This window comes from Microbacterium sp. CCNWLW41, from assembly GCF_037083505.1.
The window spans coordinates 18,773-43,040 of the sequence record NZ_JBAOJP010000019.1 but is presented as its reverse complement, the minus strand read 5'-3'; the positions used below and the strand labels follow the sequence as shown (position 1 = coordinate 43,040).

Here is a 24,268-nt window from a genome sequence, read left to right as displayed (position 1 = left end):
GGCGACGGTCGTCGCGAAGGGGCACGGCCGTGCTGACCATCCTCGCCACGACCGGCCGCGTGCTGTGGATGCGGTGGCCGATGCTCCTCGCGTGGTTCCTCGCCGGGATGCTCGGGCGGTACGTGGCGATCGAGGCGTCGGGCTTCGTCGGCGGGTACTGGGAGACGGGCGGATTGCTGCTGCTGCCCTTGGCGGTGCTCGCCCGCCTCACCGCGTACGTCGGGATGTTCCTCGTCGTCCGTGACGGCCTGCGGGAGCTCAGTGCGATCGCGCCGCGTCCGGCCGATCCGCGGGAGCGCCGCGCGGCGTTCGTGCAGGCGCTGTTGGCCGGGATGCTGCCCTTCTTCGCCGTCTACGCCGCCTGGGGGCTCCTGGATCAGGACACCGCGGAGTATCGGGAGAAGGTCGGCGAGGTCCGTCAGGGGATCGTGGCCTGGCAGCTGGTGAGAGCGCTGCAAGAACCGGAAGGGGCGCCCGCGGAGCCGGCCGCGGCGTCCGGGTCCGGCATCGGATTCTGGACGATCGCGATCATCGTCATCGCCTTCGGGCTGCGGATGGCATGGAAGAGGTGGGAGTCGAAGCTGCCGAAGGGGCTCGCTGTCGGGGCTGTCTACCTCGAGACGGTGTGGGTCTTCTTCTTCGTCTGGACGCTGAAGGATCTCACGTCTGTCGTGCGGCACTGGGTCTCCGAGCGCGCGGTCGTGGTCTGGGTGGAGGACGTGCGCGCCTGGCTGGCGGAGCGGGTGAGCTTCGTCAGCGGGATCTGGGACGGGGCCGAGTGGCTTCTCGGCCAACTCGGTGCGATCCTGCTGGAGCCGCTCGCCTGGCTGGCGGTCGCCGGGGTCATCTACGGCCAGGCCATCGCGGTCGGTCGTGTCTCGTTGTCCTCGCCCTACCTGCAGAACCGGTACATCGTCGCTCTGCGGCGTCGGTACGGGACCGCCCCCGGCTGGTTCCGGCGGCGGGTGAAGGATGTCGGCGACCAGCTCGGCTCCCAGGTGAAGCCCATCGGATCCGCGTTGCTGCTCATGTGGCGGGCCGGACCGGTGTCGGTCGCCTCGTACGTCCTCCTGTACGTGATGCTGCTCGCCGCGCTGCCGTTGTTGCGGATCCTCCTCATCCGCGCCTTCGGTCCCCAGGACTACTCGGGGTTCTGGCGGGTCGCGGACACGGCGGTGTTCCTGCTCATCTTCCTCGTCACGGAGCCGGTCCGGGTCGCCCTGGTCGCCGCGGGGTACGACCATGCGCTGGGGGCTCTGCGTCGATCGACGGTTCCCGCCGCGTCCGGCCGGCATGCGGTGACCACCGGCTCGGCGGCGGTGGACGGGATCGTGCCTCCGACCGTCGCGCCGGAGCTCTCCCCGGAGGTCATCGCGGATCAGGGATCGACGGGAAACCGCGGGAACGACGGATAGCTGTCCGATGAGGTGACGTCGATCCAGAAGAGGCCCTGGACGTCCTCCGGCACGATGTAGGGAAGGACGAGCTCGAACGGCTCAGGTCCCTGCAGAGCGCAGGTCTCCGGCTCGTCGTCCGAGAAGCGGAGCCCCAGTTCGAAACGCATCGGCTCCCAGCGACGGCCCGTGCTCTGCTGCACGAGGATCGGCTGCAGGCAGGCGACCTCACCTGGCTTGCCGTCGGGGTCGTCCGGTGCGACCGGAATGGCGACGCCGATCACCTTCGCCCCCGGAGGGACGGTCAGGTCGGTGGTGTCCTCGATGACGGCAGCTCGGACCGGGCCCCACACGGCTCCGGCGAGGTCGACGGTGCCGTCCTCATCCGGCGCCACGGGGAACGACGGACGTGCGAAGTAGTAATCCCACCATTCGTATCCGCCGATGACGCCACCGGTGACGGGGACCAGAAGGAGCAGTGCGAGCAGGGAGAGGCGGTTGGCCCGCCACCAGCCCCGCCCCTGGCGAACGGCGTCCTGAGGCGAGGTCACGGCGTCGCCCATTCGCTGGGACGCAGCACCCCGGAATCCTGGACCGAGACGTCGGAGAGGTCGATGGGCACCCGGATCTGGGAGTCGACCCGGGGGTCCCAGGTCGCGGAGAAGGCGAGCACGGCGCGGCCCGGGGACAACCCGTCGGGAAGCTCGAAGGCGACGCTGCCCGAGCGCGGGACACCGGGGACGAGCGGGATCCGATAGAGCGACTCCGGGCGTTCGGTGGCCTGGTACGTGCGTCCGTCGATCTCCAGGAACGCGCCGCCGAGCTGGGCTCCCACCTGCTGGACGACGGCGGCGGCGTCCAGATCCACGACGACCCAGTTGCCCGTCGCGGTCCACGGTGTCCGCGGCAGGTAGGAGGTGTCGTCGGGCGGCTCGGACAGCTCGCGCACCCGACGGACGTCGTGCACCGTGACGTCGATGTTGCGGCCGACGCCGCGTTCGCCGATCTCGACGACCACGGGGAACGGTTCCTCACCGGCGTGCTCGGGAGGGGTGAGGGCCACGACCACGCCGCCGACCGCGAGCAACGCCGCGGTGATCGCCCACGACGCCGGTCCGCGCAGGGCGCGGGATGCGTTCGTATTCATCCGGGTCCGTCTTCCCTCACCGGGTCCTCGGCGGGCTCGGCATCGCCTGCACCGCCGTCGGTCAACGGCAGCGTGACGTAGGCGCCGACGCCGTCGTAGGTCCACGCCGTCTGTCGGGTGGAGTCCGCCTTCTGGCTCGCCAGGGGCAGGGCCAGCTCGAGCTCGCCGGTCGGCGTATCGCGCGGGACCACCCACACGAGGACGAGCCGGGACGGGACCCCCGGCTGGAGCCACGGGCTGAAGGTGCGGTCGTCCGCCCGGAGGATCGCACCGGGCGGACCGGGGAAGCCGCGGACCTCCACCTCGCGGACGGATCCGCGCGCGTCGGTGTTCCGCGGGAAGACTCCGGTGTTCTCGACGGCCATCTCCAGGCGGAGGACCCGGTGGGTCGAGAGCTGGGCCTCGGCCGGAAGGTTCGCGTAGGCGTCGACGATGTCCGCACGCACGACGCTCATCTCGAACCCCGCCCCGGCGTACTCGCCGCCGGCCGTGAGGTGCGGAGGGTCGTCCGCGATCGTGGCGAGGCCCCCGAACGCCGCGGTGGACGCCAGAAGGAGTCCGGCGCCGGCCGTGATGAGCCAGGGCGTGGGGATGCGCCCGACGGCGGAGCGCATCCACGCCCTCGGTCCCTCGGATCCTTCCCCCACCCGCACAGCATAGAGCGCCGCGCACGCGGGCGCCCGTGCGCGCGTGCGCCCGCGCGCGAGGCAGCGCAGAACCGGGGACACGCGGCGCCCGGTCAGCGAGCCTCGGGCCGAGCCGCGCCGCAGCGCGTCATGCTGGGAGGAGCACGCCCGGCACGGGCGATCAGGAGGACGAGACACGCATATGCCGCAGAAGCTGAGCGACGAGGACCGGGATCGCGCACGGCGGGCCGTGGAGCTCGCCCAGCGGTGGATCGAGGAGGCCGGCGCCGCCGCCGAGGCGGGCGGGGGCGCGTCGGCGGAGCCGCGGGCCGAGGGGAGCGTCCGCCGCGCCGCCCGCGGGCGTGCGGCCGAGTCCGGGGCCGAGCGCCTGGCGGGGGTGCTGCAGGACCCGAACGGACTGCCGTTCACCCTGGGCTTCGTCGACGGCGTGATGCGCCCCGAGAGCCTGGGCGCCGCCGCGAGCGGTCTGCGTCGGATCGCACCGCTCGTCCCGGACTTCCTCCCGTGGTACCTCAAGGCCGCCGTGCGCGTGGGCGGAGGGATCGCGCCGGCGCTGCCCGCCCCCACCGTCCCGATCGCCCGCAGGGTCCTCCGGGACATGGTCGGCCACCTCATCGTCGACGCCCGTCCGGACAAGCTCGGCCCTGCGATCGCCCGGATCCGGGAGAGCGGCGCGCGACTGAACCTGAACCTCCTCGGCGAGGCCGTGCTGGGGGAGAACGAGGCGCGGAGGCGGCTCGACGGCATCCACGACCTCATCCGCCGGCCGGACGTCGACTACGTCTCCGTCAAGGTCTCGGCGATCAAGAGCCGGATCTCGCTGTGGGCGTTCGAGGAGACCGTCCAGGAGATCGTCGACCGCCTGCTCCCGCTCTACCTCACGGCCGCGGATCCGGCCACCGGGCACCGGCCGGGCGATCCGGCCCCGGACGCGAATGCCGCGCACACCGGGCCCCTCAGCCGCGCGGGGGCGCTCACCGGCACGACGTTCCTGAACCTCGACATGGAGGAGTACCGCGACCTCGACCTTACGATCGCCGTCTTCACGCGGATCCTCGAGGATCCGCGCCTCAAGCACCTCGAAGCCGGGATCGTGCTCCAGGCGTACCTGCCCGACGCGCTGCCGGCGCTCCGGGAGCTGACCGCATGGGCGCAGGACCGGGTGGACCACGGCGGTGCGCGCATCAAGGTGCGTCTGGTCAAGGGCGCGAACCTCGCCATGGAGAAGGTCGAGGCCGCCGTGCACGGCTGGCCGGCCGCGCCGTACGACGCGAAGGTCGACACCGACGCCAACTACCTGCGCTGCCTCGACGAGGCGCTGCGGCCGGAGGCGACGCGCGCGGTGCGGGTCGGGATCGCCGGCCACAACCTCTTCGACGTCGCCTACGCGTGGCTCCTCGCCCAGGAGCGGGGCCTGACCGCGCCCACCGCCGGCGACGACAACGCCGCGTCCGACATCGAGTTCGAGATGCTGCTGGGGATGGCTCAGGCGCAGGTGGAGGCCGTGCGCCGCGACGTGGGACCGGTGCGTCTCTACGTGCCCGTCGTGGACCCGCACGAGTTCGACGTCGCCATCAGCTACCTCGTCCGCCGGCTGGAGGAGAACGCCTCGCCGGAGAACTTCCTCTCCGCCGCCTTCCGCCTGCACGAGGACCACGATCTGCTGGACCGGGAGATCACCCGGTTCGGCGCCTCCCTGGAGCGCTCGGTCGACCCGGACCTGCGCATCGGCCCGCGCCGCTCGCAGGACCGCGCCGCCCCCGTCCACGAATCCATGGTGCGCGCCTCGGACGCCCTCGACCTGGACGGCCCCCTCACGCAGGCGGTCCTGGGGATCGCCCGTTCGGCGGATCCCGCGGACACCTTCGTGGAGACCGCCGTCTACGCCGAGCGGGAGGACACCCGCGAGGCCGCGCTCGGCGCCCCCGGGTTCTCGAACACGCCGGACACCGACCCCGCGCTCGCGGCCAACCGCGAATGGGCCCGCGGCATCCTGCAGCGGATCCCCGGGTCCACGGCAGGCACCGGCCTGCTGCCGTCGGCGCGGATCGAGCATCCGGACCAGCTGGAACGGGTCGTCGGGCGCGTGCGCGACGCGGCTCCGGGGTGGGGAACCCGTCCGGCGTCGGAGCGTGCGGAGATCCTGCTGCGTGCGGCGGCGGTCCTGGAGTCGCGCCGCGACGAGCTGATCGAGGTCGCGGCGTCCGAGACCGGGAAGGTCCTCGCCGAGGCGGACACCGAGGTCAGCGAGGCCGTCGACTTCGCGAAGTACTACGCGGCGAAGGCGCGCGAGCTCGACACCATCCCCGGAGCGGCGTTCGTGCCCTCCCGGGTGACGGTCGTCGCACCGCCCTGGAACTTCCCGCTCGCGATCCCGTCCGGCGGGGTGCTGGCCGCGCTCGCGGCCGGATCCGGCGTCGTCTTCAAGCCCGCTCCGCAGGCGCGCCGCTGCGCGGCCGTGATCGCGGCGGCGCTGTGGGACGCGGGGATCCCGCGCGACGTCCTCGCGCTCGTCGACATCGACGAGGGCGGGCTGGGCCGGCGCCTCATCACGCACCCCGACGTCGACCGGGTGATCCTCACCGGGTCCTGGGAGACCGCGGCGCTCTTCCGCAGCTGGCGTCCGGACCTGCCGCTGCAGGCGGAGACGAGCGGCAAGAACGCGATCGTCGTCGCCCCCTCGGCCGACCTCGACCTCGCCGTCGCCGACCTCGTCCGCAGCGCCTTCGGGCACGCCGGGCAGAAGTGCTCGGCCGCCTCGCTCGCGATCCTCGTGGGCCCGGTCGGGCGGTCGAAGCGCTTCGCCCGGCAGCTGGCCGACGCCACCCGGTCGCTCCACGTCGCTCTGCCGTCGGATCCGCTGGCCGAGGTCGGCCCGGTCATCGAGCGCCCCTCGGGCAAGCTCCTGTGGGCGCTCACGGAGCTGGAGGGCGACGAGAAGTGGATGATCCGTCCGGAGCCCGTCGAGCCGACGGACCTCGACGCCGCACTGGCCGCCGAGGGGAGACTGTGGCGTCCGGGGATCCGCCTCGGGGTGCAGCCGGGCTCCCGGTTCCACCGCGAGGAGTTCTTCGGGCCGGTGCTCGGGATCATGCTCGCCCCGACGCTGGAGCGCGCGATCGAGCTGCAGAACGCCGTGGACTACGGGCTGACCGCCGGGCTGCACACCCAGAGCGCGGACGACCTCGCCCTCTGGCTGGACCGCGTCGAGGCGGGGAACCTCTACGTCAACCGCGGGATCACGGGCGCCGTCGTGCAGCGTCAGCCCTTCGGCGGCTGGAAGCGGTCCTCGGTGGGAACCGGAGCGAAGGCGGGCGGGCCGAACCACCTCGTGGGCCTCGGATCCTGGCGGGGGACCGGCGGAGGGGCGGCGTCGAGCACGCTGCACCTGCGCGGTCTGGACACGCGCATCACGGCGCTGATCGAGGCGGCCCAGCCGTCGCTCGACTACCCGGCGTTCGAGTGGCTGCGCCGGGCCGCGCTCTCGGACGCGCTGGCCTGGGACCGCGAGTTCGGCCGCGTCCGGGACGTCTCGCGTCTCGGCGTCGAACGCAACCTCTTCCGCTACCGCCCAGTGCCGGTGGCGGTGCGGGCGACCGGCGACGCCGAGTGGCGGGAGCTGCTGCGCGTCGCGCTCGCCGGCATCCGCACGGGTGCGGAGGTCACGCTCTCGACGCCGGTCGGCCTTCCCGCCGGCGTCCGCCGCGTGCTCGGCGACCAGGGGTTCGTGGTGTTCGTGGAGTCGGACGACGAGTGGATCCAGCGCATCGCGCGCCGCGGGACGGCAGAGCGCGATCCCGAGTCACCGCGCGTCGCGGACCGCGTGCGGCTGGTCGGACCCACGGTGGCGGTCGCGGGCCTGCACCGACGACTCGCCGAGGCCGTGGACGGGGACCCGGACCTTGCGATCCACTCCGGCGAGGTGACGACCGCCGGGCGCATCGAGCTGCTGCCGTTCCTCCGCGAACAGTCGATCTCGATCACGGCGCACCGCTACGGCAACCCGGATCCGTGGAGCGAGTCCGTCATCTGATCCCGAAGTAAAAGATTCTTGACATTCTGACTCGCGCGGTCGTACCTTTCCTGTAAAGAATCTTTTACATCGGAGGTCGCCATGGTCTATCACGAGCGTGCGGCGTGGACGGAGCTCGTCGTCGGCATCGCCGGAGTCGCCGTCTACGCGATCCTGCTGTCCGTCGCCGCGGCCGGCGGCCCCCTGACCGGCGTCGACTGGCCCCCGCTGATGATCGGGACGATCGGCGGCGGCATCCTGCTCAGCATCCTCCTGACGATCGGGTGGTGGATCCTCGCCAAGGCGCGCGATCGGGAGGCGATGGCGACGGACATCCGCGACCGCGACATCGGGTGGATGGGTGGGCGCGTCGAGCACGCGTTCCTCGTGATCGCGGGCCTCGGGGTGCTCGTGCTGTGCGCCGTGCGGGCCGACGTGTTCTGGATCGCGCACGTCATGTTCGCCGGGTTCGCGGTGTCCTCGATCCTCGGCGGAGTCGCCCGCGTGATCGCGTATCGCCGGGGGCTCGTGTGATGGTCAAGCCCACCCGCGTCACCAATACGATCCGGGCGCACCGCGAGGACGCCGGACTCACGCAGGCGGAGCTGGCGCGACGCATCGGGGTCACCCGGCAGACGCTGATCGCGATCGAGCAGGGGCGGTACTCGCCGACCCTGGAGCTCGCCTTCCAGATCGCCCGCACGTTCGGGGTGGCGATCGACGACCTGTTCCAGTACCCGGACGTGCCCGGGGAGGGCTGACGTGAGCGGGGATGACGACGTGGACGTGAGCGGAGACGACGGTCTGAGAGGGCGGGCGCAGGGCGGTGGCCCGGCGCCGGGGCGGCCGGAGATCCCGGGCTCCATGCGGGCGTGGGTCCGCGAGACGTACGGCCCGGCGGAGGGGGTCCGCCTCCAGGAGCTTCCGACGCCGCGTCCGGGGCGTGGGGGGGGTGCTGCTGCGCGTGCGGGCCACGGCGCTGAACGCGGGCGACGTGCGGCTGCTGCGTGGGGACCCGCTCCTGGTGCGCCTCGTCTACGGACTGATCCGCCCCCGGTTCCCGGTGCGAGGCATGGACGTCGCCGGCACCGTCGTCGCCCTCGGGGCCGGGGTGGACGGCGTCGGCCTCGGCGACGAGGTCGTCGCTGAACTGCCCGGGGGAGGGGGCCTGGCCGAGTACGCGACGGTGCCCGCGGACCGGATCGCGATCCGGCCGGCAGGCGTGGATGCCGCGCTCGCCGCGTGCGTGCCCATCGCCGCCGGCACCGCGTGGCAGGCCTGGGATGCCGCGGGGCTCGCGACGGGCCCGGCGGATGGCGTGGGCGGCTCGGGCGGCCGGGTGCTCGTGCTCGGCGCGTCCGGGGGTGTCGGGACCTTCGCCGTGCAGATCGCCGTCCTGCGGGGCGCCGAGGTCTGGGCGACGTGCGGGGATCGCAGTCGCGAGCTGGTCGAGGGGCTCGGTGCGACGCGGGTGTTCGACCACCGCGCGGAGGGCGGTGCGGGGGAAGCGCTCGACGCGCTGGCGGCGGCGAGCTTCGACGCGGTCGTCGACATCGCCGGTCGCGTGCCCGTGCGCCGGCTGCAGCGGCTCGTGCGTGACGGGGGCCGCGTCGTCCTCGTCACCGGCGACGGCGGACGCGTCCTCGGCCCCGTGCCGCGAATGATCCGTGCGGCGTTGTGCTCGATCGGGTCCCGCCGCAGGGCCGTGTCCCTCGCTGCGCAGCCGCACGCGGAGATCACCCGGGACGTGCTGTCGCTCATGGCGAGGGGGCGGATCGCGCCGGTCGTCGAGCGGGAGGCGGCGTTCGCCCAGGCGGGGGAGGCGCTGGTCCAGGTGAGCGGCGGGCACGTCCGCGGGAAGGTCGTCGTCCGGGTCGCGGACGGGGCGTGAGGTTCCACGGGGACGCGGTGCACCGGAACTGAATCGGTATAGCGGGAAAAGTTAAGGACACTTCCCGACAAATTCGTCGTCTGCTAGCGTCTCACTAAATCGCTTTATGAGCGATGGATGGATCCGACGACGACGTTTGGAGAGACGATGAAGAAGTCCCTGTCCGTTCTCACCGCGCTGGGAGTCGCCGCCTCCGGGCTGCTGTTCGCGGCTCCGGCGGCGGCCGCGCAGGTCCCGGCCGCGCAGGTCCCGGCTGCGGCGTCCGTGCCTGGCTCCGATGCCCAGTGCTCCGCGGAACCGCAGTACTTCGCGTACTACCGGACCTGGCGCGACAAGTACGCATCGTGGCCCGGAAGCGAGAACGAGCCGGAGAACCCGGCCTTCAACGAGCAGCGCATGGACGACCTGCCCCGCGGGGTCGACGTCGCGTTCGTGTTCAGCAACTACGTCAGCGACGACTCGAAGTTCTGGGACGTGCTGCGGGACGAGTACGTCCCGAACCTGCACGCCCAGGGCACGAAGCTCGTCCGCACCGTCGACATCGGCGTGATCCTGGACGCGCCCGCCGCCGACACCCCCGAGGCCTACGACGCCGCGGCACAGCAGATCCTCGCGGAGTACGTCACCGACGACGGACTGGACGGCCTGGACGTGGACATGGAGCGCGAGCTCTCCGCGGCGCAGGTGAACCGCGCCGCCGGGGTCTTCGAGGCGCTGAGCGCGCACATCGGGCCGCAGTCGGGCACCGACCGGCTGTTCGTCTACGACACGAACAAGGAGGGCACGCATCCGCTCACGGCGCGCATCGCCCCCTACGTCTCCTACGTGCTCGTCCAGTCGTACGGTCGCCAGGTCTCCGGGCTCCAGCGGACCTGGGATTCCTACGCCCCCTACTTCCACCCCTGCCAGTACCTGATCGGCTTCTCCTTCTACGAGGAGCGCGGCGCCGACTGGGGCGACACGCGCGATCCGTTCGAGACCTCGCGCGCGGCGCAGTACGCGCAGTGGCAGCCGCAGGGCGCGACCAAGGGCGGCATCTTCTCGTACGCCGTGGACCGCGACGGCAAGGTCGTCGGAGACGACACGATCACCAAGTCGGACTTCTCCTGGTCGAAGCGTCTGATCGCGATGCAGGACGAGGCCGCCGGGGTCACGCCCGCGGCACCGCCCGCGCCCACCGCGGCGCTCGGAGCCGACAAGGCGACCGTGACCGGCACCGGCGTGGCGGGCGCGGAGGTGCGGCTGATGACCTCGGGCAAGGGGCGACTGCCGTCCCCGGCCACGGCGGTCGTCGGCTCCGACGGCACCTGGACCGCCACGCTCGACCGTCCGGTGCGCCCGCCGATGACCGTGTCGGTCACGCAGCGCTGGTGGGACACGGCCGACTCCGCCGCGGCCACCCTCGCCGGCCACCCCGTCTGGGGCTGACCCCAGGCGCTCGACCGGCCGCGTGTGCCGGGGCCGGGGTCCCGCCGCGGATCCCGGCCCCGCGGCGTTCTCTCCTTCCCTCGGCGTCCTGTCCGTCCCGCGGAGTTCTCTCCTTCCCGCGGCGTCCTTTCCGTCCCGCGGACTTCGCTCGCTCCGACGGAGGGATCCGCGGGATTCGTCCGCGGCTGGTGGGGTCGTCCGTGGGAACAGGAAGCGGGGTCGGGGAGCTGGATCTGTGATTCTTGTGCGGACTTCTGCTTCTCTGACGGAGTTCTGCTGCTCTGGCGGACTTCTGCTTCTCTGGCGGAGTTCTGCTGCTCGGGCGGGAGGACTCCCGGAATCTCTCCGTGGGAGTGGAGTTCTCCGCGCAAAGGGTGACGGAACGGGAAGGCGGGACCGGGGAGGTGGGTTCGTGGCTCTTCCGCGGAGTTCTCCCGCTCTGGCGGTGGCATTCCTGAGATTCCTCCGCGGGAAGAGGGGGTCTCCGCAGTCTGGGTCCCGGATCCTGCGTGCGGGTCTCGGCAGTCCGTGATGCTTGCGTCGGAGATCTCCCGCTCTCGCGGAGGTCTCTTGCTCCCGCGGAGGTCTGTCGATCCGACGGAGAGAATCGATGGGTCTCTCCGCCGGAGGCGGGCTTCTCCGATCGGGGCGGCGAAGGGATCCGCCGCAGGATACCTCCGGGGCAGGGGCGGGATCGCTGACGGGCGCCGGATGGCGGCGGGGGGCATGTGGTGCGAGAATGGACGCTGGCGTGCCCGTGTCGCATCTTCCCCGGCAGCTCCGCGAGAGCCCGGGTCGAAGGCCCGCCGGGCCCCTGGACAGCGTCCGCCGCATCCCTTTCCGAGGAGAGCATCCATGTCGACGCCTGAGACCGCCACGACCGCCCGTCCGATCGCCGAGCCTGCCGGAGCCCGCACCGCGCACCACCGCCGCTACCTGATGTGCCGACCCGAGCACTTCACCGTCAGCTACACGATCAACCCGTGGATGGAGCCGGCGAACCCGACCGACACCGCCAAGGCGGTCGCGCAGTGGCAGAAGCTGTACGACCTGTACGTGGAGCTCGGCCACGAGGTGGAGCTCATCGAGCCGCTCGCGGGCTACCCGGACATGGTCTACACCGCCAACGGCGGGTTCGTCATCGGCGGCCGCGCCTACGTGCCGGAGTTCCGCTTCGCCGAGCGTCAGGGCGAGGCCCCGGCCTTCGCGGAGTGGTTCCGCGCGAACGGCTTCGACACCGTCCTGCCGGAGGAGGTCAACGAGGGCGAGGGGGACTTCCTGCTCGCCGGCGACGTGATCCTGGCCGGGACCGGCTTCCGCTCCACCGGCGACAGCCACCGCGAGGTGGGTGAGGTCTTCGGCCGCGAGGTCGTCTCGCTGAACCTCGTCGACCCGCGCTTCTACCACCTCGACACCGCCCTCACGGTCCTCGACCCGGTCGTCGGCGTCGAGAACGGCGGACCAGAGCGGGCCAACATCGCCTACCTGCCCGGCGCCTTCGACGACGCCAGCCGCGCCATCCTCGAGGAGCGGTTCCCGGACGCGATCCTCGTCTCGGACGAGGACGGCGCGGTGTTCGGCCTGAACTCGGCCAGCGACGGCTACAACGTCATCATCTCGCCGCGCGCGACCGGCTTCGAGAAGCAGCTGCGCGAGCGCGGCTACAACCCGATCACCGTCGACCTCTCCGAGCTGCTGCTCGGCGGCGGCGGGATCAAGTGCTGCACCCTCGAGCTGCGGGGCGCCTGATGTCGGACGCCCTCCACGCCACCGACCAGCAGACGGCGCCCGACGCCGCGGAGCCGCACGTCGCGACGAACTACCGGCCCCTGCCGGTGACGATCGCCCGCGGCGACGGCGCGTGGGTCACGGACGTCGAGGGCAAGCGCTACCTGGACCTGCTCGCGGCGTACTCGGCGGTGAACTTCGGGCATCGCCACCCCGCTCTCGTCGCGGCTCTCGAGGAGCAGCTCGGACGGATCGCGCTCATCAGCCGCGCCTTCCGCAGCGACCGCCTGGAGCCGTTCGCCGAGGGGCTCGCACGCCTGTGCGGCAAGGAGCTGGTGCTCCCGATGAACACCGGCGCCGAGGCCGTGGAGACGGGGATCAAGGTCGCCCGCGCGTGGGGGTACCGCGTCAAGGGCGTCGCCGACGGGGCGGCGCGCATCGTCGTCGCCGCCGGGAACTTCCACGGACGCACGACGACGATCGTCAGCTTCAGCGACGACGAGACCGCGCACGACGACTTCGGTCCGTACACCCCCGGTTTCGACGTCGTGCCCTACGGGGACGCGGACGCCATCGCTGCGGCGATCACGGACGAGACCGTCGCGGTGCTCGTCGAGCCGATCCAGGGCGAGGCGGGCGTGATCATCCCTCCGGACGGGTATCTCCGTCGGATCCGGGAGATCTGCGACGAGCGGAACGTGCTGTTCATCGCCGACGAGATCCAGTCCGGACTCGGCCGTGTCGGCGAGACCTTCGCCTGCGACCGCGAAGGCGTCGTCCCCGATCTGTATCTGCTGGGGAAGGCGCTCGGCGGAGGGCTGCTGCCCGTGTCCGCCGTCGTCGGGAACCGTGACGTGCTCGGGGTCATCCGTCCCGGCGAGCACGGCTCGACCTTCGGCGGGAACCCGCTGGCCGCCGCCGTCGGCCTGCGGGTGGTGGAGATGCTGGAGTCCGGCGAGTTCCAGGAGCGCGCGAAGGCCCTCGGCGACCACCTGCGCACCGGGCTGGAGAGCCTCATCGGACAGGGCGTCACAGGGATCCGCGTGGCCGGTCTGTGGGCCGGCGTCGACATCGATCCGGCACGCGGCACCGGACGCGAGATCGCCGAGCAGCTCTCCGAGCGCGGGGTCCTGGTGAAGGACACCCACGGCCAGACGATCCGGATCGCGCCGCCGATCGTGATCCGGCCCACCGAGATCGACTGGGCGCTGGAGCAGCTCCGCGTCGTCCTCGCGAGCTGACGGCGGGGTCCGGAGTCGGGGGTTTGGGGCGCCGGACGGACCGAAACAGGCCCGTCCGGCACCCCGAACCCCCGCTCTCCGCCCCGAAACCGATCCGTCTACTCTCCCCTTCCGAGTCGGCGCTAGGGTCGAGGCACCAGCATCGGAGAAGGGCGTCGCATGGCGGAGGAGAAGCCCCACGCTGAGCTGTATCGGTCGAAGGACGGCTCGGTCTCGTTGGAGGTACGCACGGAGGGTGAGGATGTCTGGCTGACGCGGGCTCAGCTGGCCACCCTCTTCGGTCGCGACGTGAAGACGATCGGAAAGCACGTCGCGAACGCGCGGCGAGAGGAGCTGGCAGGACTCCCAACTGTCGCAAAATTTGCGACAGTTCAAGAGGAGGGCGGCCGGTGGGTTCAACGACAGGTCGAGCACTACAACCTCGACATGGTGCTCTCGGTGGGATACCGCGTGAAGTCGCCCGAGGGGGTGAACTTCCGGGCGTGGGCCACATCGGTGCTGAAGCGGTACGTGGTCGAGGGGGCTGCGACCAACCAGCGCCGGCTGGATGAGATCGGGTCGATTGTCACGGTGCTGGCGCGCAGTACCGACGCCGTCGCGGCAGGGGTCGCCGACGTCCTGGCGGGATATCTACCGAGCCTGCGGACGTTGCGCGACTACGACGAGGGTGAGTTGCGGTCCGGTGCGGGGGACGCTGAGCGTTGGGTGCTGACGTATGACGAAGCGCGGTCCGTGATCGAGCGGATCCGACGGGACTTCCCGGAGGACACCCTTCTCGGCGGCGAGCGAGGGGATGCGCTCCGAGGGGTCATCGGCGCCGTCTACCAGCGTTTCGGGGGAAGCGAGCTCTACCCGACGGCGCAGGAGAAGGCCGCGAACCTCCTCTACTTCGTGATCAAGGATCATCCCTTGTCGGACGGGAACAAGCGTACGGGAGCGGCCCTCTTCGTCCTCTTCCTAGAGCGCAACGGTGCCCTGCGCGGTCCCGATGGGACGACGCTGATCTCGAACAACGCGTTGGCCGCGATCACCCTTCTGATCGCGATGAGTGATCCGAAGGAGAAGGACCTCATGATCGCGCTCGTCCTCCGGATGCTCAACGGCGAACCCCTCGCGAGCTGACGGCGGGGTCCGGAGTCGGGGGTTTGGGGCGCCGGACGGACCGAAACGGGCCCGTCCGGCACCCCGAACCCCCGCTCTCCGCCCCGAAACCGAGGATCTGACGAGGATCCGAAGAGTCCGCGGGCGTCAGGCGGGGGAATCGTCGGGATCCAGGCCGCGGATCGCGTCCTCCTCCACCTCGGTGTCGGCCTGCAGGCGCTCCTGCGTGCTCTCGTCGCCGCCGAGCGGCGCGTCCTGGCGCGGTGCGGTCTGCTCCTGCGGTGCCTCCGGATCGGTCCGGGGCTCGTCCGACGCCGAGTCCTCGTCGCGGACGTGCCCGGCGCCGGTCGCCCCCTCCTGCTCGGCGAGCGATCGATCCGCGACGACGAGGTCGGGGTCGGTGGGGTCCGGCTCGACGGCGTCGTCCTCGGGCTGGCGGGGTTCGCCGCTGCCGCGCGGATCCTGACCCGGAGTGTGCGGGTGCTGCCCCGATCCGTCGTCGTGCGGGGAGGTGTTCCGGTCCTGCTGCTCGTCCATGCCCGGCACGCTAGACCCCGGATCCGACCTCGTCCGAGGGCATTGACAAACGGCCGGCGCGTGCTCATGGGATCGCGCTGCGCGCCGCCACGTCGCACGCCGCTACCCGGCGCGCCGCCACGTCGGACGCCGCTACCCGGTGCGCCGCCACGTCGGACGCCGGGCGCCGCCTGTCCGACCACGTCGCCGAGAACGGCCGTCCATGCGGGCGCCGGTCGCGGACCGGGGCGGCTCAGTCGTCGCGGGAGCGCCGCTGGGCCTCCCACTCGTCGACCAGCGCCGGCATCCGCGCGGCCATGAAGCGGAAGAAGTCCGCCATCTCCGCGGCCCGGTCCCGCGCGGCGTGGTCGTCCGCGTGCGCGTCGCCGATGGCCTCGATGTGGGCGGCGAGGCGCTCGTAGATGGGCCCGTTGTTGGTCATCAGGCCGTACCAGGTGTCCGACACGATGACGTAGCGGTCGCGCCGCGTCTCCGGGCGGGACACCCGGCGGATCACCTGGATCGTCTGGAGGTAGCGGACCGCGCCGGACACGGCGGCCGCGCTCACGCCCAGGCGCTCGGCGAGGTCTCCGGCCGTGTAGCCCTCCGCGGGCGCCGCGATGAGGGCCATGAGGACGCGGGCGGGCATCCGGGGGAAGCCGACGGACGCGATCATCGCCGCGGCGTCCTCGGCCGCGTCGACGCCCTGGTGCGCGGGAGGCTCCTTCCCCGGTCCTGTGCCGGCGGCCGCGTCGGTCGTCATCCGTCCATCTTCCCATCCGTGCTCGTCGCGTCCGGGCCCGTGGTGCTTTCCGGGCCCGGACGGGACGGATCATCCTGCCGGGTGCAGCTCGCGACGCCGCATGAGCCCGAGCGCGGCGGCGATGCCCGCCGCGGCGGCCGCGATCAGCCACCACACACCCTGGGGATCGATCTCGTCGCCCGAGACCGTCGGCGTCTGCGCGAACGGCGAGGCGTTCGCGAGCCAGTCCGGCAGGGAGAACAGCGGGCCGAACAGGCCGACCATCACGGCCAGCAGCACGAGGGTCCAGCCGACGGCGACCGTGCCCCGGGGCAGGAGCACGAACACCAGCGCCGTGAGGGCGAGGAACACGCACGCCGCCGCGGCCTGCCCGGCGCCGGCCAGGGCGGCCCCGCGCAGGAGCGGACCGGCCTCGTCCCCGCGCCCGGCCACGCCGAGGGCGGATCCGGCGACCGCCGCCGCCGCGACGAGGACGACGGCGAGCACGGCCACCCCCACGTAGCCGGCGAGCCAGCGGACCCGGTCGACCGCGGTCGCCAGGACAGCCTCGGCTGTGCCGTGCGCCTCCTCCTGCCGTGCGCGGCACACGGTCTGCACCGCGGCGCACGCCGCGAGCACGCCCACGATGATGTAGAAGATCACGATCAGCCCCTCTTCGAGGCCCCCGCGGTCCGACAGCGCCTCGAAGATCCGCTGGACGGCCTCGACCTTCGTCCCGATCTCGTTCACCACCGCGGCGAGGCTCGTCGCCAGCAGTCCCGTCACCAGGGCGCCCGCGGCCCATCCGAGCACGGACCCCCTGGTCAGCCGCCACACGAGTCCGGCCCCGGAGGCCAGGGCGGCCGGAGCGTCCGTCCGTCCGCGCCGCTCGGGCACGATCCCCGCCCCGATGTCACGCACCGACTGCACCCCGATCGCGGCCAGCGTCAGCGCCGCGCCCGCGCCGATCCCCAGCAGGGCCGGCCAGACCGCGTCATCTGCGTACGGGCGCGTGTTCATGGCCCACCCGAACGGCGAGAACCAGGCGAGGGGGCTCGACTCCATTCGGGTCAGGTCGTCGTTCGGCGTGCCCAGGGCGTTGCCCAGCCCCGCGATCACGTAGGTCCCGACGAGGAGCCACACGGCCAGGGCGTTGGCTCCGCGCGAGGTCCGCATGATCTGCCCGGCGGCGAGGCCGACGCCCAGGAAGCACAGGCCGACCGAGGCCACGGCGAGCCCGGCGACAGCCGATCCCGCGGCGGGGAAGCCCGCCGACAGGAACGACGCGGCCACGAGCAGGCCCAGGACGACGTCGGCCAGCACGCCGTGCACGATCGTGGCGAGCAGCGGCGTCAGCCGGGCCGCCGCCGTGGCGGCGACGAGCTCCGCGCGTCCGAGCTCCTCCTCGGCGCGGGTGTGCCGGACGGCCAGGAACGTGCTCAGGAACCCGGCGAGCATCGCCAGGAACGGCAGGATCAGGAACAGCGTGAACGCCGCCCGCTCGGCGCCGGAGGGGAGGCCCCGGAACAGCAGGATCACGGGGTTCGCCATGACGGTGGCCAGGACCTCCGTGCGCTCCTTCTCCGTGCCGTAGGACGAGGACGCCCCGCCCACGGCGGCGAGGGCGAGCGCCACGGTGCCGAGGATCCAGAGCAGGAGCTGGAGCCGATCGCGGCGCAGCCGCTGGCGCAGCAGAGCGATCATCGGCCGGCCTTCGCGGTCCGCCGGGTGCGCGGCGCGTCGCCGCCGGCCTCGTGCTCGTCGTCGCGCTCCTGGTCGGCCAGGTCGTCGCCGTAGTGGCGGAGGAACAGCTCCTCCAGGGACGGCGGCTCGATCCGGAGGCCGGTGACGTCGCGGCGGACCAGCTCGGGAAGGACGGCGATGACCCGGTCGCTGTCGACCGTGAACCGGACGCGCCCCTCCTGGGCCGTCCCGTCGTGCGCCTCGGGGATGCCGGCGAGCCCTGCGGCGTCCTCGCCGTCGAACGAGATCTCCGTCCGCGTCAGGTGCCGCAGCTCAGCGAGGGTGCCGGACTCCACGATCCGACCCTCCCGGATGATCGACACCCGGTCGCACAGCTGCTCGACCTCCGACATGATGTGGCTGGACAGCAGCACGGTCGCCCCGGCCTCGCGGACGCGGGCGACCTCGCGGCGGAACATCACCTCCATGAGCGGATCCAGGCCGCTGGTCGGCTCGTCCAGGATGTAGAGCTCCGCCGGAACGGCGAAGGCGGCGATCAGTGCGACCTTCTGCCGGTTGCCCTTGGAGTAGGAGCGCCCCTTCTTCGTGGGGTCGAACTGGAACGCGTCCATCAGGCGGTGCTTCTGCGCGCGATAGGACGGATGCGTGGTCCGCGCTCCCCGCAGCCGCGCCAGGAGGTCGATGGCCTCGCCGCCGGAGAGGTTCGGCCAGACGCTGACGTCGCCGGGGACGTAGGCGATGCGCCGGTGCAGGCGGGCGGCGGCGCTCCACGGCTCCTCGCCGAAGACCTCGGCCTCGCCGCCGGTGCGCCGGGCGAGCCCGAGGAGGATGCGGATGGTCGTGGACTTGCCCGCGCCGTTCGGGCCGAGGAAGCCGTGCACCTGGCCGGCGTCGACGTGGAGGTCGAGTCCGTCGAGGGCGTGCACGCGACCGTAGTGCTTGGTGAGCCCGCGCGTGCGGATGATCGTGTTCATGACGGCGAGCGTACGCGGATTTCACGAATTCGTGAAGAGAGTGAAGCGTTAGGGTTCCGTGAGGATCGCGGCGCACCCGGGCTCACGCGGGCGCGACGGTCGCCCGGACCGTGTGCCAGCCCGTGGCGCCGTCCGGTGCGGGCAGCGACTCCGTCGCCGTCTGCACCTCGCCGTCGGCGCCGATCGCGCGGCAGCGGATCCGGTGGTCCCCGGGTTCGGCCCGCCACGGCAGCCGCCACTGCACCCAGGTGTCGGCGGAGATCGCGGGGGCGAGCTGCGCCCGCTGCCAGGGTCTGTCGTCCACCTGGACCTCCACGGCGCCGATCCCCGTGCCCGGCCGCCACGCGACGCCGGCGATCACGGCGTCACCCGCGCGGGTCTCGCGTCCCCTCCGCGGGACGTCGATGCGGGACTGGAGCTTGATCGGGCCTCGTGCGGACCACCCCCGATCCGTCCAGTACGCCCTCGCCCGGTCGAAGCGGGTGACCTCCAGCTCCGTGACCCACTTCGTCGCCGACACGTAGCCGTAGAGACCCGGGACCACCATCCGCACCGGGAAGCCGTGCTCGGGAGGCAGCGGCTCGCCGTTCATGCCGACGGCGAGCACGGCGTCGCGGTCGTCCGTGAGCGCCTCGAGCGGCGTGCCCGCGGTGAACCCGTCCTGGGAGCGGGACAGCACCATGTCCGCGTCCGGGTGGGGTCGGGCCCGCGCCAGGAGTTCGCGGATCGGATGCCCGAGCCACACCGCCGTTCCCACGAGATCGCCGCCGACGACGTTGGAGACGCAGGAGAGGGTCGTCGCCGACTCGGTGAGCGGCAGCGCCAGGAGCTCGTCCCACGTCAGCTCCACCTCCTCGTCGACCATCCCGTGAACCCGCAGCCGCCACGCGCCCGGATCGATCGAGGGCACGACGAGGGCCGTGTCGATGCGATAGAAGTCGCGATTGGGGGTGATCAGCGGGGTGAGGCCGGGCACGTCGAGGGCGGCGCCCGGCGGGATCGGCGGCGCCGGCGTGGCGGGACGGGGAAGGCGGACCGCCTCGCGCACGGCGGTCACGGCCGCGGAGCCCGCGCGCAGCGCCGAGCCGGCGACCGTCATCACCACGCCCGCGACGGCGGCGGCTCCCGCGCCGAGGAGGAAGCCGCGGCGGCCGATCCGCCCTGCGCCCGCCGCATCCCGGTCCCGCGGTGCCGGCGCGGTGCCGCCCCCGGCGGATCCGTCGTCGCGGAGGGAACCGTGGCCGCCACCCTCCGGGCGGGCATCGCTCGTCGTCGCCGAGGACGGCTCGCGGCGCTCCTGCGGGCGAGCGGGGAGCCGGGTCGGCGCGAGCGTCCGCACGAGCGCTCCGAGCGCGGCCGCCGCGACGAGGCCCGCGAGGACGGCGGGCACCCAGGCGAACGCTCCGGCGTCGGCGCGGGTCAGCGCGAGGGCTCCCACGCCGACGCCGATCAGAAGGACGGCGACGGATCCGGCGCGCCGCCAGCGGGCCTCGCCGATGCCGGCCAGCGCCGCCGCGGCGAGGAGGACGAGCGCGATCCCGGCCAGCAGCGCCGCCTTGTCCGCCGTGCCGAACCAGGCGATCGCGGCGTCCTTCGCCCAGGCGGGGGCGGCGTCGATGAGGGCGCCGCCCACGACGGCGAGCGGGCCCGAGGCGGGAGCGAGCAGCGTCGCGGCGAGTTCGCCGACGCCGACCCCGAGGAGGGAGCCCGCGATGCCCGCGGCCGCGGCGAGGGCGCGAGGCGGGGCGGGCGCGTCCGTGCTCATGCGCTCAGCGTAGGAGCGTGCGCCGACGTGTGGGGCCGAAGATGACGAGTTCGTCAGAACCGGTTCGCGGAGCGGGTGCGACCGGGGCCGAGGTCGCACCGGCGACACGCGGGCGATCCGGGTCCGCGCAGGCGATCCTGGTCCGGCCGCGTCAGGCGCGACGACCGTCGGGGCAGTCCCCCTCGGGCTCGATCCGGATCGGGGTGGTCGCGGTCGTCACCGGGTCCTCCTGCTGCGGCGGGACCGCCCGCGGATCCATGGCCTTGATGACGGACAGCGGGCGGGTCTCGTCCAGGGTGAGGAGGAACCGCGCGTCCTCGCGACGGTGGAGGCGACCTGACACGCTCATCCAGGTGATCCCGATGGCGAACGCGATGAGTCCCGCGGCCCCGCCCACGATGATCGCCGCCCGAGGGCCGAACGCGTCCACGATCCAGCCCGCGATCGGCGCGCCGATGGGCGTCGAGCCCATGATGACGGCCATGTAGAGCGCCAGGACGCGACCGCGCAGGGCCGGGTCCGTCGTGGTCTGCACGTAGCCGTTCGCGGTCGTCAGCATCGTCACGGTGGAGAACCCGACGAACACGAGCGTGGCCGCGTAGGACCAGTAGCCGGGCATGAAGGTCGACACGATGGAGGCCACGCCGAAGCCCGCGGACGCGATCACGAGCACCCGTACTCGCGCGCGGTCGCGGCGGGCGGCCAGGAGCGCGCCCGCGAGGGACCCGATGGCGAGCACGGAGCTGAGGATCCCGTACCCGTCCGCCTGGCGTCCGAACTCCAGCGCCATGGTCGAGGCGAAGATCGGGAAGTTCATGCCGAAGGCGCCGATGAGGAACACCATGGTGAACACCACGAGCAGGTCGCTGCGGCGGCGGACGTAGTGGAACCCCTCCGCGAGCCCGCCCGAACGGTGCCCCTTCACGCGGGGGATCAGCTCGCTGCGGCGCACCAGCAGCAGCGCCACGATCATGGCGAGGAACGTCGCCGCGTTGGCGACGAACACCCAGCCGGATCCGATTGCGACGATGAGCAGGCCGCCGACCGCCGGGCCGATCAGGCGTGCCATGTTGAACGACGCCGAGTTCAGCGCCACCGCGTTCGAGGCGTCCTCGAGGCGCACCATGTCCGAGACGAAGGCCTGGCGGGCCGGGGCGTCGAAGGCGTTGCAGATCCCGAAGCCGAGGGCGAACAGGAGCATGAGGGGGAGTGTCATGACGCCGGTGAGCAGGAGGATCGCGACGCCGATGGCGAGCACCATGAGGGCCGACTGGGTGGTGAGCAGGACCTTCCGCCGGTCGAAGCGGTCCGCGACCCATCCGGTGAGGCTCACGAGCACGAGGGGCGGGCCGAACTGCAGGGCCATCGTCACGCCCATGGCCGTGGCGTCGTTGTCGGTGAGCTCGGTGAGCACGACCCAGTCCTGCGCGGTGGCCTGCATCCACCCGCCGATGTTGGACACGATCGCGCCGAGGAACCACACCCGGTAGTTGTACGAGGAGAAGGAGCGGAACATGGCGCTCATCGGTCGGCCACCCTCCGCATGAGGGCGCTCGCCTCGCGCAGCACCCGGAGGTCGGATTCGGTGAAGTCGTGACCGGCGAGCATGTCGGCCAGGAGCTGGTCGCGACGGCGCAGGGTCTCGGCGACGATCTCGCGCCCGCTCTCGGTGATGTCGACGTGGACCCGCCGGCGGTCGTCGTCGTCCGGGATCCGGGTCACGAACCCCTGCTCCTCCAGGCCGTTCACCATGGCGCTCATCGAGGGCGCGGTGACCCGTTCGCGCTCGGCGAGGGCGGTGATCGAGTGGCGTCCGTGCATCCGCAGCGTGGCGAGCACCGCCAGCTGGGCGTCGCTCATCGCATCGACGGCACGGACCGAGCGCAGGCGTCGGGCGAGGCGGAACGTGGCGAGGCGGAGGTCGGTGGCGGTGGTCTGGATCGGATCCTCGGGGTCGGTCATTACTTAGACAGTCTAACTAAATTTCCCGTCGGGCGGGCACGCGTTTTCCCGAACACCCGCCTCCCCGCCATCGAGTGGTCAGTTTCTGTGGGTTCCGAGGCCCGCGACCCACAGAAACTGACCACTCGGCCGCGGGGGAGGGGCGTGGTCGGGCGGGCGGGGCGGAGCCGGGAGAATGGAGGGATGACCCTCGCCCTCGAACTCGCCGTCCAGGACGCCGCCGGCGTCCGCATCGCTCGAGAGATCGGCGCCGCGCGCGTCGAGCTCGCCCAGGCCCTGCCGCTCGGCGGGCTCACCCCGTCGCCCGCCACCCTGGCGTCGGCGGTCGCCGCGGCGGGCGACTCGGGGGTCGAGGTGCACGTGCTCGTGCGTCCGCGCGCAGGCGGCTTCCACTACACCCCGGACGAGCTGGAGGTGTCGGTGCAGGACGTCCGCCACGCCATCGCGGGCGGGGCGGCGGGCGTCGTGGTCGGGGCGCTGGACGCCGCCGGAGGACTCGACGTCGACGCGCTCGTCCGGCTCCGCGATGCCGCGGGGGATGCCTCGGTCACGCTGCACCGGGCGATCGACGTGATCGCGGACCCGGTCGAGGCCCTGCGGATCGTCCGTGGACTCGGCTTCCGTCGGGTGCTCACCTCGGGCGGCGCCTCGGCGGCGATCGACGGGATCGACACCCTGCGCGCCCTCGTCGCCGCTGCCGAGGGGGAGATCCAGGTCATGGCCGGAAGCGGGGTGACCGCGGCGAACGCGGTGGCGCTCGCCGAGACCGGGGTGGACGCTCTGCACTTCTCAGCCAAGCGGACGGTGTCCGAGGACGGCGGGGTCCGGATGGGCTCCGCGTCCGACGGTGTCGGCGGGTACGAGGTCACCGATCTCGACCAGGCCAGGGCGGTGGCGGCGGCGCTCGGGCGCTGATCCGCGGCCCTCGCCGGCGACAGGCGGCCGGTGAAAGGGGCCGGGCGGCAGGGGGTCGGGCGGCCCTCACCGCCGGCGGCGAAAGACCCAGGGCGCGGGCCGGCGGCATCGAGGAGCGCGCCGTCCCGTGACGCCGCGAGTCGGACGACCGGCGCCCGCTCCGTAGACTCGGGGCATGGCAGAGCCCCGCACCGCCGAGTTCACCGACGCGCACGGCATCGCGATCGTCTATGACGTCCATCCGGCACGCACGGACCGGACGCGCGCGGCGGTCCAGCTCCTGCACGGCGTCGGCGAGCACGCCGGGCGGTACGGCGCGCTCATCGAGGCCCTCACGGCCGCCGGGTTCACGGTCTACGCCGACGATCACCGCGGGCACGGCCGCACCGGGATGCGGCAGCACGGCAGTGCGGATCGTCTCGGCCGGCTCGGGCCGGGTGGCATGCGCGCGGCCGTCGCGGCGGAGTGGCAGTTCACGGAGCTGATCCGCGCGGAGAACCTCGACCTGCCCCTGGTCCTGTTCGGCCACTCCTGGGGCTCCTTCCTCTCCCAGATGCTGCTGAACGATCATCCGGACGCGTACGACGCCGTGATCCTCAGCGGATCGGCCCTGCGCACGCCGCGGTTCCTCAACTCCCTGCCCCTCAATGCGCGCTGGAAGGCACCGGGGGCGACGGGATTGGAGTGGCTGTCGCGCGACCCCGAGGTGTGGTCCGACTTCGCCGCCGACCCCCTGACCACCCAGGAGCCGCTGCTGAAGCTCTTCGGCCCGATCGAGGCCGCGCGGCTCTACGGCCGTCCGGGCAAGGACCTCGTCGGGCGGGCGGGCGCCGACGTCCCCCTGCTGCTCCTCGTCGGCAGGGACGACCCGGTCGGCGGGCCCCGCAGCGTGCACCGGCTCGCGGAGGAGTACCGCACCCGCTCCGGCTTCACGGACGTCACGACCCTCGTCTATCCGGACGCACGGCACGAGATCCTGAACGAGCTGCAGCAGGACGAGGTGAGGGCGGACATCCTGGCCTGGCTAAACGCGCGGATCCCCGCCCGCTGATCCGCCCTCACGGACGGCGACCGACGGGGCACGGCCGCGGCAGCAGCCGT

The 24,268-nt window shown here is 72.7% G+C and carries 21 protein-coding genes; 11 read left to right on the top strand and 10 right to left on the bottom strand.

Annotation, left to right across the window (positions count from 1 at the left end):
* Nucleotides 1-29 precede the first annotated feature (29 nt).
* Nucleotides 30-1,415 (top strand): hypothetical protein, encoded by a 1,386-nt coding sequence (locus V6R91_RS35865; protein WP_336399293.1) that lies wholly within the window; start codon nucleotides 30-32, stop codon nucleotides 1,413-1,415.
* On the opposite strand, the gene V6R91_RS35860 is transcribed toward V6R91_RS35865, so the two are convergent.
* Genes V6R91_RS35860 through V6R91_RS35850 form a run of 3 tightly spaced genes read right to left on the bottom strand, consistent with a single transcriptional unit; the run spans nucleotide 1,379 to nucleotide 3,188 of the window.
* The gene (locus V6R91_RS35860) at nucleotides 1,379-1,945 is read right to left on the bottom strand and encodes a hypothetical protein (RefSeq protein WP_336399292.1); all 567 of its coding nucleotides are present in this window, start codon (nucleotides 1,943-1,945) and stop codon (nucleotides 1,379-1,381) included. The genes V6R91_RS35865 and V6R91_RS35860 overlap by 37 nt on opposite strands.
* The gene (locus V6R91_RS35855; RefSeq protein ID WP_336399291.1) at nucleotides 1,942-2,541 is read right to left on the bottom strand and encodes a hypothetical protein; all 600 of its coding nucleotides are present in this window, start codon (nucleotides 2,539-2,541) and stop codon (nucleotides 1,942-1,944) included. Before V6R91_RS35855 ends, V6R91_RS35860 begins: the two co-directional genes overlap by 4 nt.
* The gene (locus V6R91_RS35850) at nucleotides 2,538-3,188 is read right to left on the bottom strand and encodes a hypothetical protein (RefSeq protein ID WP_271060159.1); all 651 of its coding nucleotides are present in this window, start codon (nucleotides 3,186-3,188) and stop codon (nucleotides 2,538-2,540) included. Before V6R91_RS35850 ends, V6R91_RS35855 begins: the two co-directional genes overlap by 4 nt.
* Before the next feature lie 181 nt (nucleotides 3,189-3,369).
* On the opposite strand from V6R91_RS35850, the gene V6R91_RS35845 reads away from it, so the two are divergent.
* The 8 genes from V6R91_RS35845 (at nucleotide 3,370) to rhuM (ending at nucleotide 14,610) form a co-directional block, all read left to right on the top strand.
* Nucleotides 3,370-7,221 (top strand): proline dehydrogenase family protein, encoded by a 3,852-nt coding sequence (locus tag V6R91_RS35845; RefSeq protein WP_336399290.1) that lies wholly within the window; start codon nucleotides 3,370-3,372, stop codon nucleotides 7,219-7,221.
* Between the two features lie 81 nt (nucleotides 7,222-7,302).
* Nucleotides 7,303-7,734, top strand: a complete 432-nt coding sequence (locus V6R91_RS35840; protein WP_336399289.1) for a hypothetical protein — start codon at nucleotides 7,303-7,305, stop codon at nucleotides 7,732-7,734.
* The gene (locus V6R91_RS35835) at nucleotides 7,734-7,961 is read left to right on the top strand and encodes a helix-turn-helix transcriptional regulator (RefSeq protein WP_336399288.1); all 228 of its coding nucleotides are present in this window, start codon (nucleotides 7,734-7,736) and stop codon (nucleotides 7,959-7,961) included. The genes V6R91_RS35840 and V6R91_RS35835 overlap by 1 nt, the downstream gene beginning before the upstream one ends.
* Nucleotides 7,962-8,143: 182 nt before the next feature.
* Nucleotides 8,144-9,091 (top strand): NAD(P)-dependent alcohol dehydrogenase, encoded by a 948-nt coding sequence (locus V6R91_RS35830; protein WP_336399287.1) that lies wholly within the window; start codon nucleotides 8,144-8,146, stop codon nucleotides 9,089-9,091.
* A gap of 147 nt (nucleotides 9,092-9,238) precedes the next feature.
* Complete coding sequence (locus tag V6R91_RS35825) at nucleotides 9,239-10,519, top strand: EndoS/ChiA family endoglycosidase (RefSeq protein WP_336399286.1); 1,281 nt, start codon at nucleotides 9,239-9,241, stop codon at nucleotides 10,517-10,519.
* A gap of 855 nt (nucleotides 10,520-11,374) precedes the next feature.
* Nucleotides 11,375-12,268, top strand: coding sequence for a dimethylargininase (gene ddaH, locus V6R91_RS35820; RefSeq protein WP_271060165.1), 894 nt, complete (start codon nucleotides 11,375-11,377; stop codon nucleotides 12,266-12,268).
* Entirely contained in the window at nucleotides 12,268-13,488 is a 1,221-nt protein-coding gene (gene rocD, locus V6R91_RS35815) for an ornithine--oxo-acid transaminase (protein WP_336399285.1), read from the top strand. Before ddaH ends, rocD begins: the two co-directional genes overlap by 1 nt.
* A 159-nt stretch (nucleotides 13,489-13,647) precedes the next feature.
* Nucleotides 13,648-14,610, top strand: coding sequence for a RhuM family protein (gene rhuM / locus V6R91_RS35810; RefSeq protein WP_336399284.1), 963 nt, complete (start codon nucleotides 13,648-13,650; stop codon nucleotides 14,608-14,610).
* Nucleotides 14,611-14,736: 126 nt separating this feature from the next.
* Here rhuM and V6R91_RS35805 read toward each other — a convergent pair whose 3' ends face one another.
* The 7 genes from V6R91_RS35805 to V6R91_RS35775 all read right to left on the bottom strand — a co-directional run bounded on the left by V6R91_RS35805 (nucleotide 14,737) and on the right by V6R91_RS35775 (nucleotide 22,252).
* Nucleotides 14,737-15,126, bottom strand: a complete 390-nt coding sequence (locus V6R91_RS35805; protein WP_336399283.1) for a hypothetical protein — start codon at nucleotides 15,124-15,126, stop codon at nucleotides 14,737-14,739.
* A 232-nt stretch (nucleotides 15,127-15,358) separates the two neighbouring features.
* Nucleotides 15,359-15,868: a GbsR/MarR family transcriptional regulator gene (locus V6R91_RS35800; protein WP_231819849.1), complete on the bottom strand. Its 510-nt coding sequence runs from the start codon at nucleotides 15,866-15,868 to the stop codon at nucleotides 15,359-15,361.
* Nucleotides 15,869-15,937: 69 nt separating this feature from the next.
* A complete protein-coding gene (locus V6R91_RS35795; RefSeq protein ID WP_336399282.1) occupies nucleotides 15,938-17,551 on the bottom strand; it encodes an ABC transporter permease in 1,614 nt (537 codons plus the stop codon).
* A complete protein-coding gene (locus V6R91_RS35790) occupies nucleotides 17,548-18,525 on the bottom strand; it encodes an ABC transporter ATP-binding protein (RefSeq protein WP_336399281.1) in 978 nt (325 codons plus the stop codon). Before V6R91_RS35790 ends, V6R91_RS35795 begins: the two co-directional genes overlap by 4 nt.
* An 82-nt stretch (nucleotides 18,526-18,607) precedes the next feature.
* The gene (locus V6R91_RS35785) at nucleotides 18,608-20,290 is read right to left on the bottom strand and encodes a molybdopterin-dependent oxidoreductase (protein ID WP_271060172.1); all 1,683 of its coding nucleotides are present in this window, start codon (nucleotides 20,288-20,290) and stop codon (nucleotides 18,608-18,610) included.
* A gap of 151 nt (nucleotides 20,291-20,441) precedes the next feature.
* Nucleotides 20,442-21,806, bottom strand: coding sequence for an MFS transporter (locus V6R91_RS35780; RefSeq protein ID WP_336399301.1), 1,365 nt, complete (start codon nucleotides 21,804-21,806; stop codon nucleotides 20,442-20,444).
* Nucleotides 21,807-21,811: 5 nt separating this feature from the next.
* Nucleotides 21,812-22,252, bottom strand: a complete 441-nt coding sequence (locus V6R91_RS35775; protein WP_067250753.1) for a MarR family winged helix-turn-helix transcriptional regulator — start codon at nucleotides 22,250-22,252, stop codon at nucleotides 21,812-21,814.
* 183 nt (nucleotides 22,253-22,435) lie between these two features.
* Here V6R91_RS35775 and V6R91_RS35770 point away from each other — a divergent pair, with 183 nt between their 5' ends.
* Nucleotides 22,436-23,167: a copper homeostasis protein CutC gene (locus V6R91_RS35770; protein WP_336399280.1), complete on the top strand. Its 732-nt coding sequence runs from the start codon at nucleotides 22,436-22,438 to the stop codon at nucleotides 23,165-23,167.
* 175 nt (nucleotides 23,168-23,342) lie between these two features.
* Entirely contained in the window at nucleotides 23,343-24,218 is an 876-nt protein-coding gene (locus V6R91_RS35765; RefSeq protein WP_336399279.1) for an alpha/beta fold hydrolase, read from the top strand.
* Nucleotides 24,219-24,268: the final 50 nt, after the last annotated feature.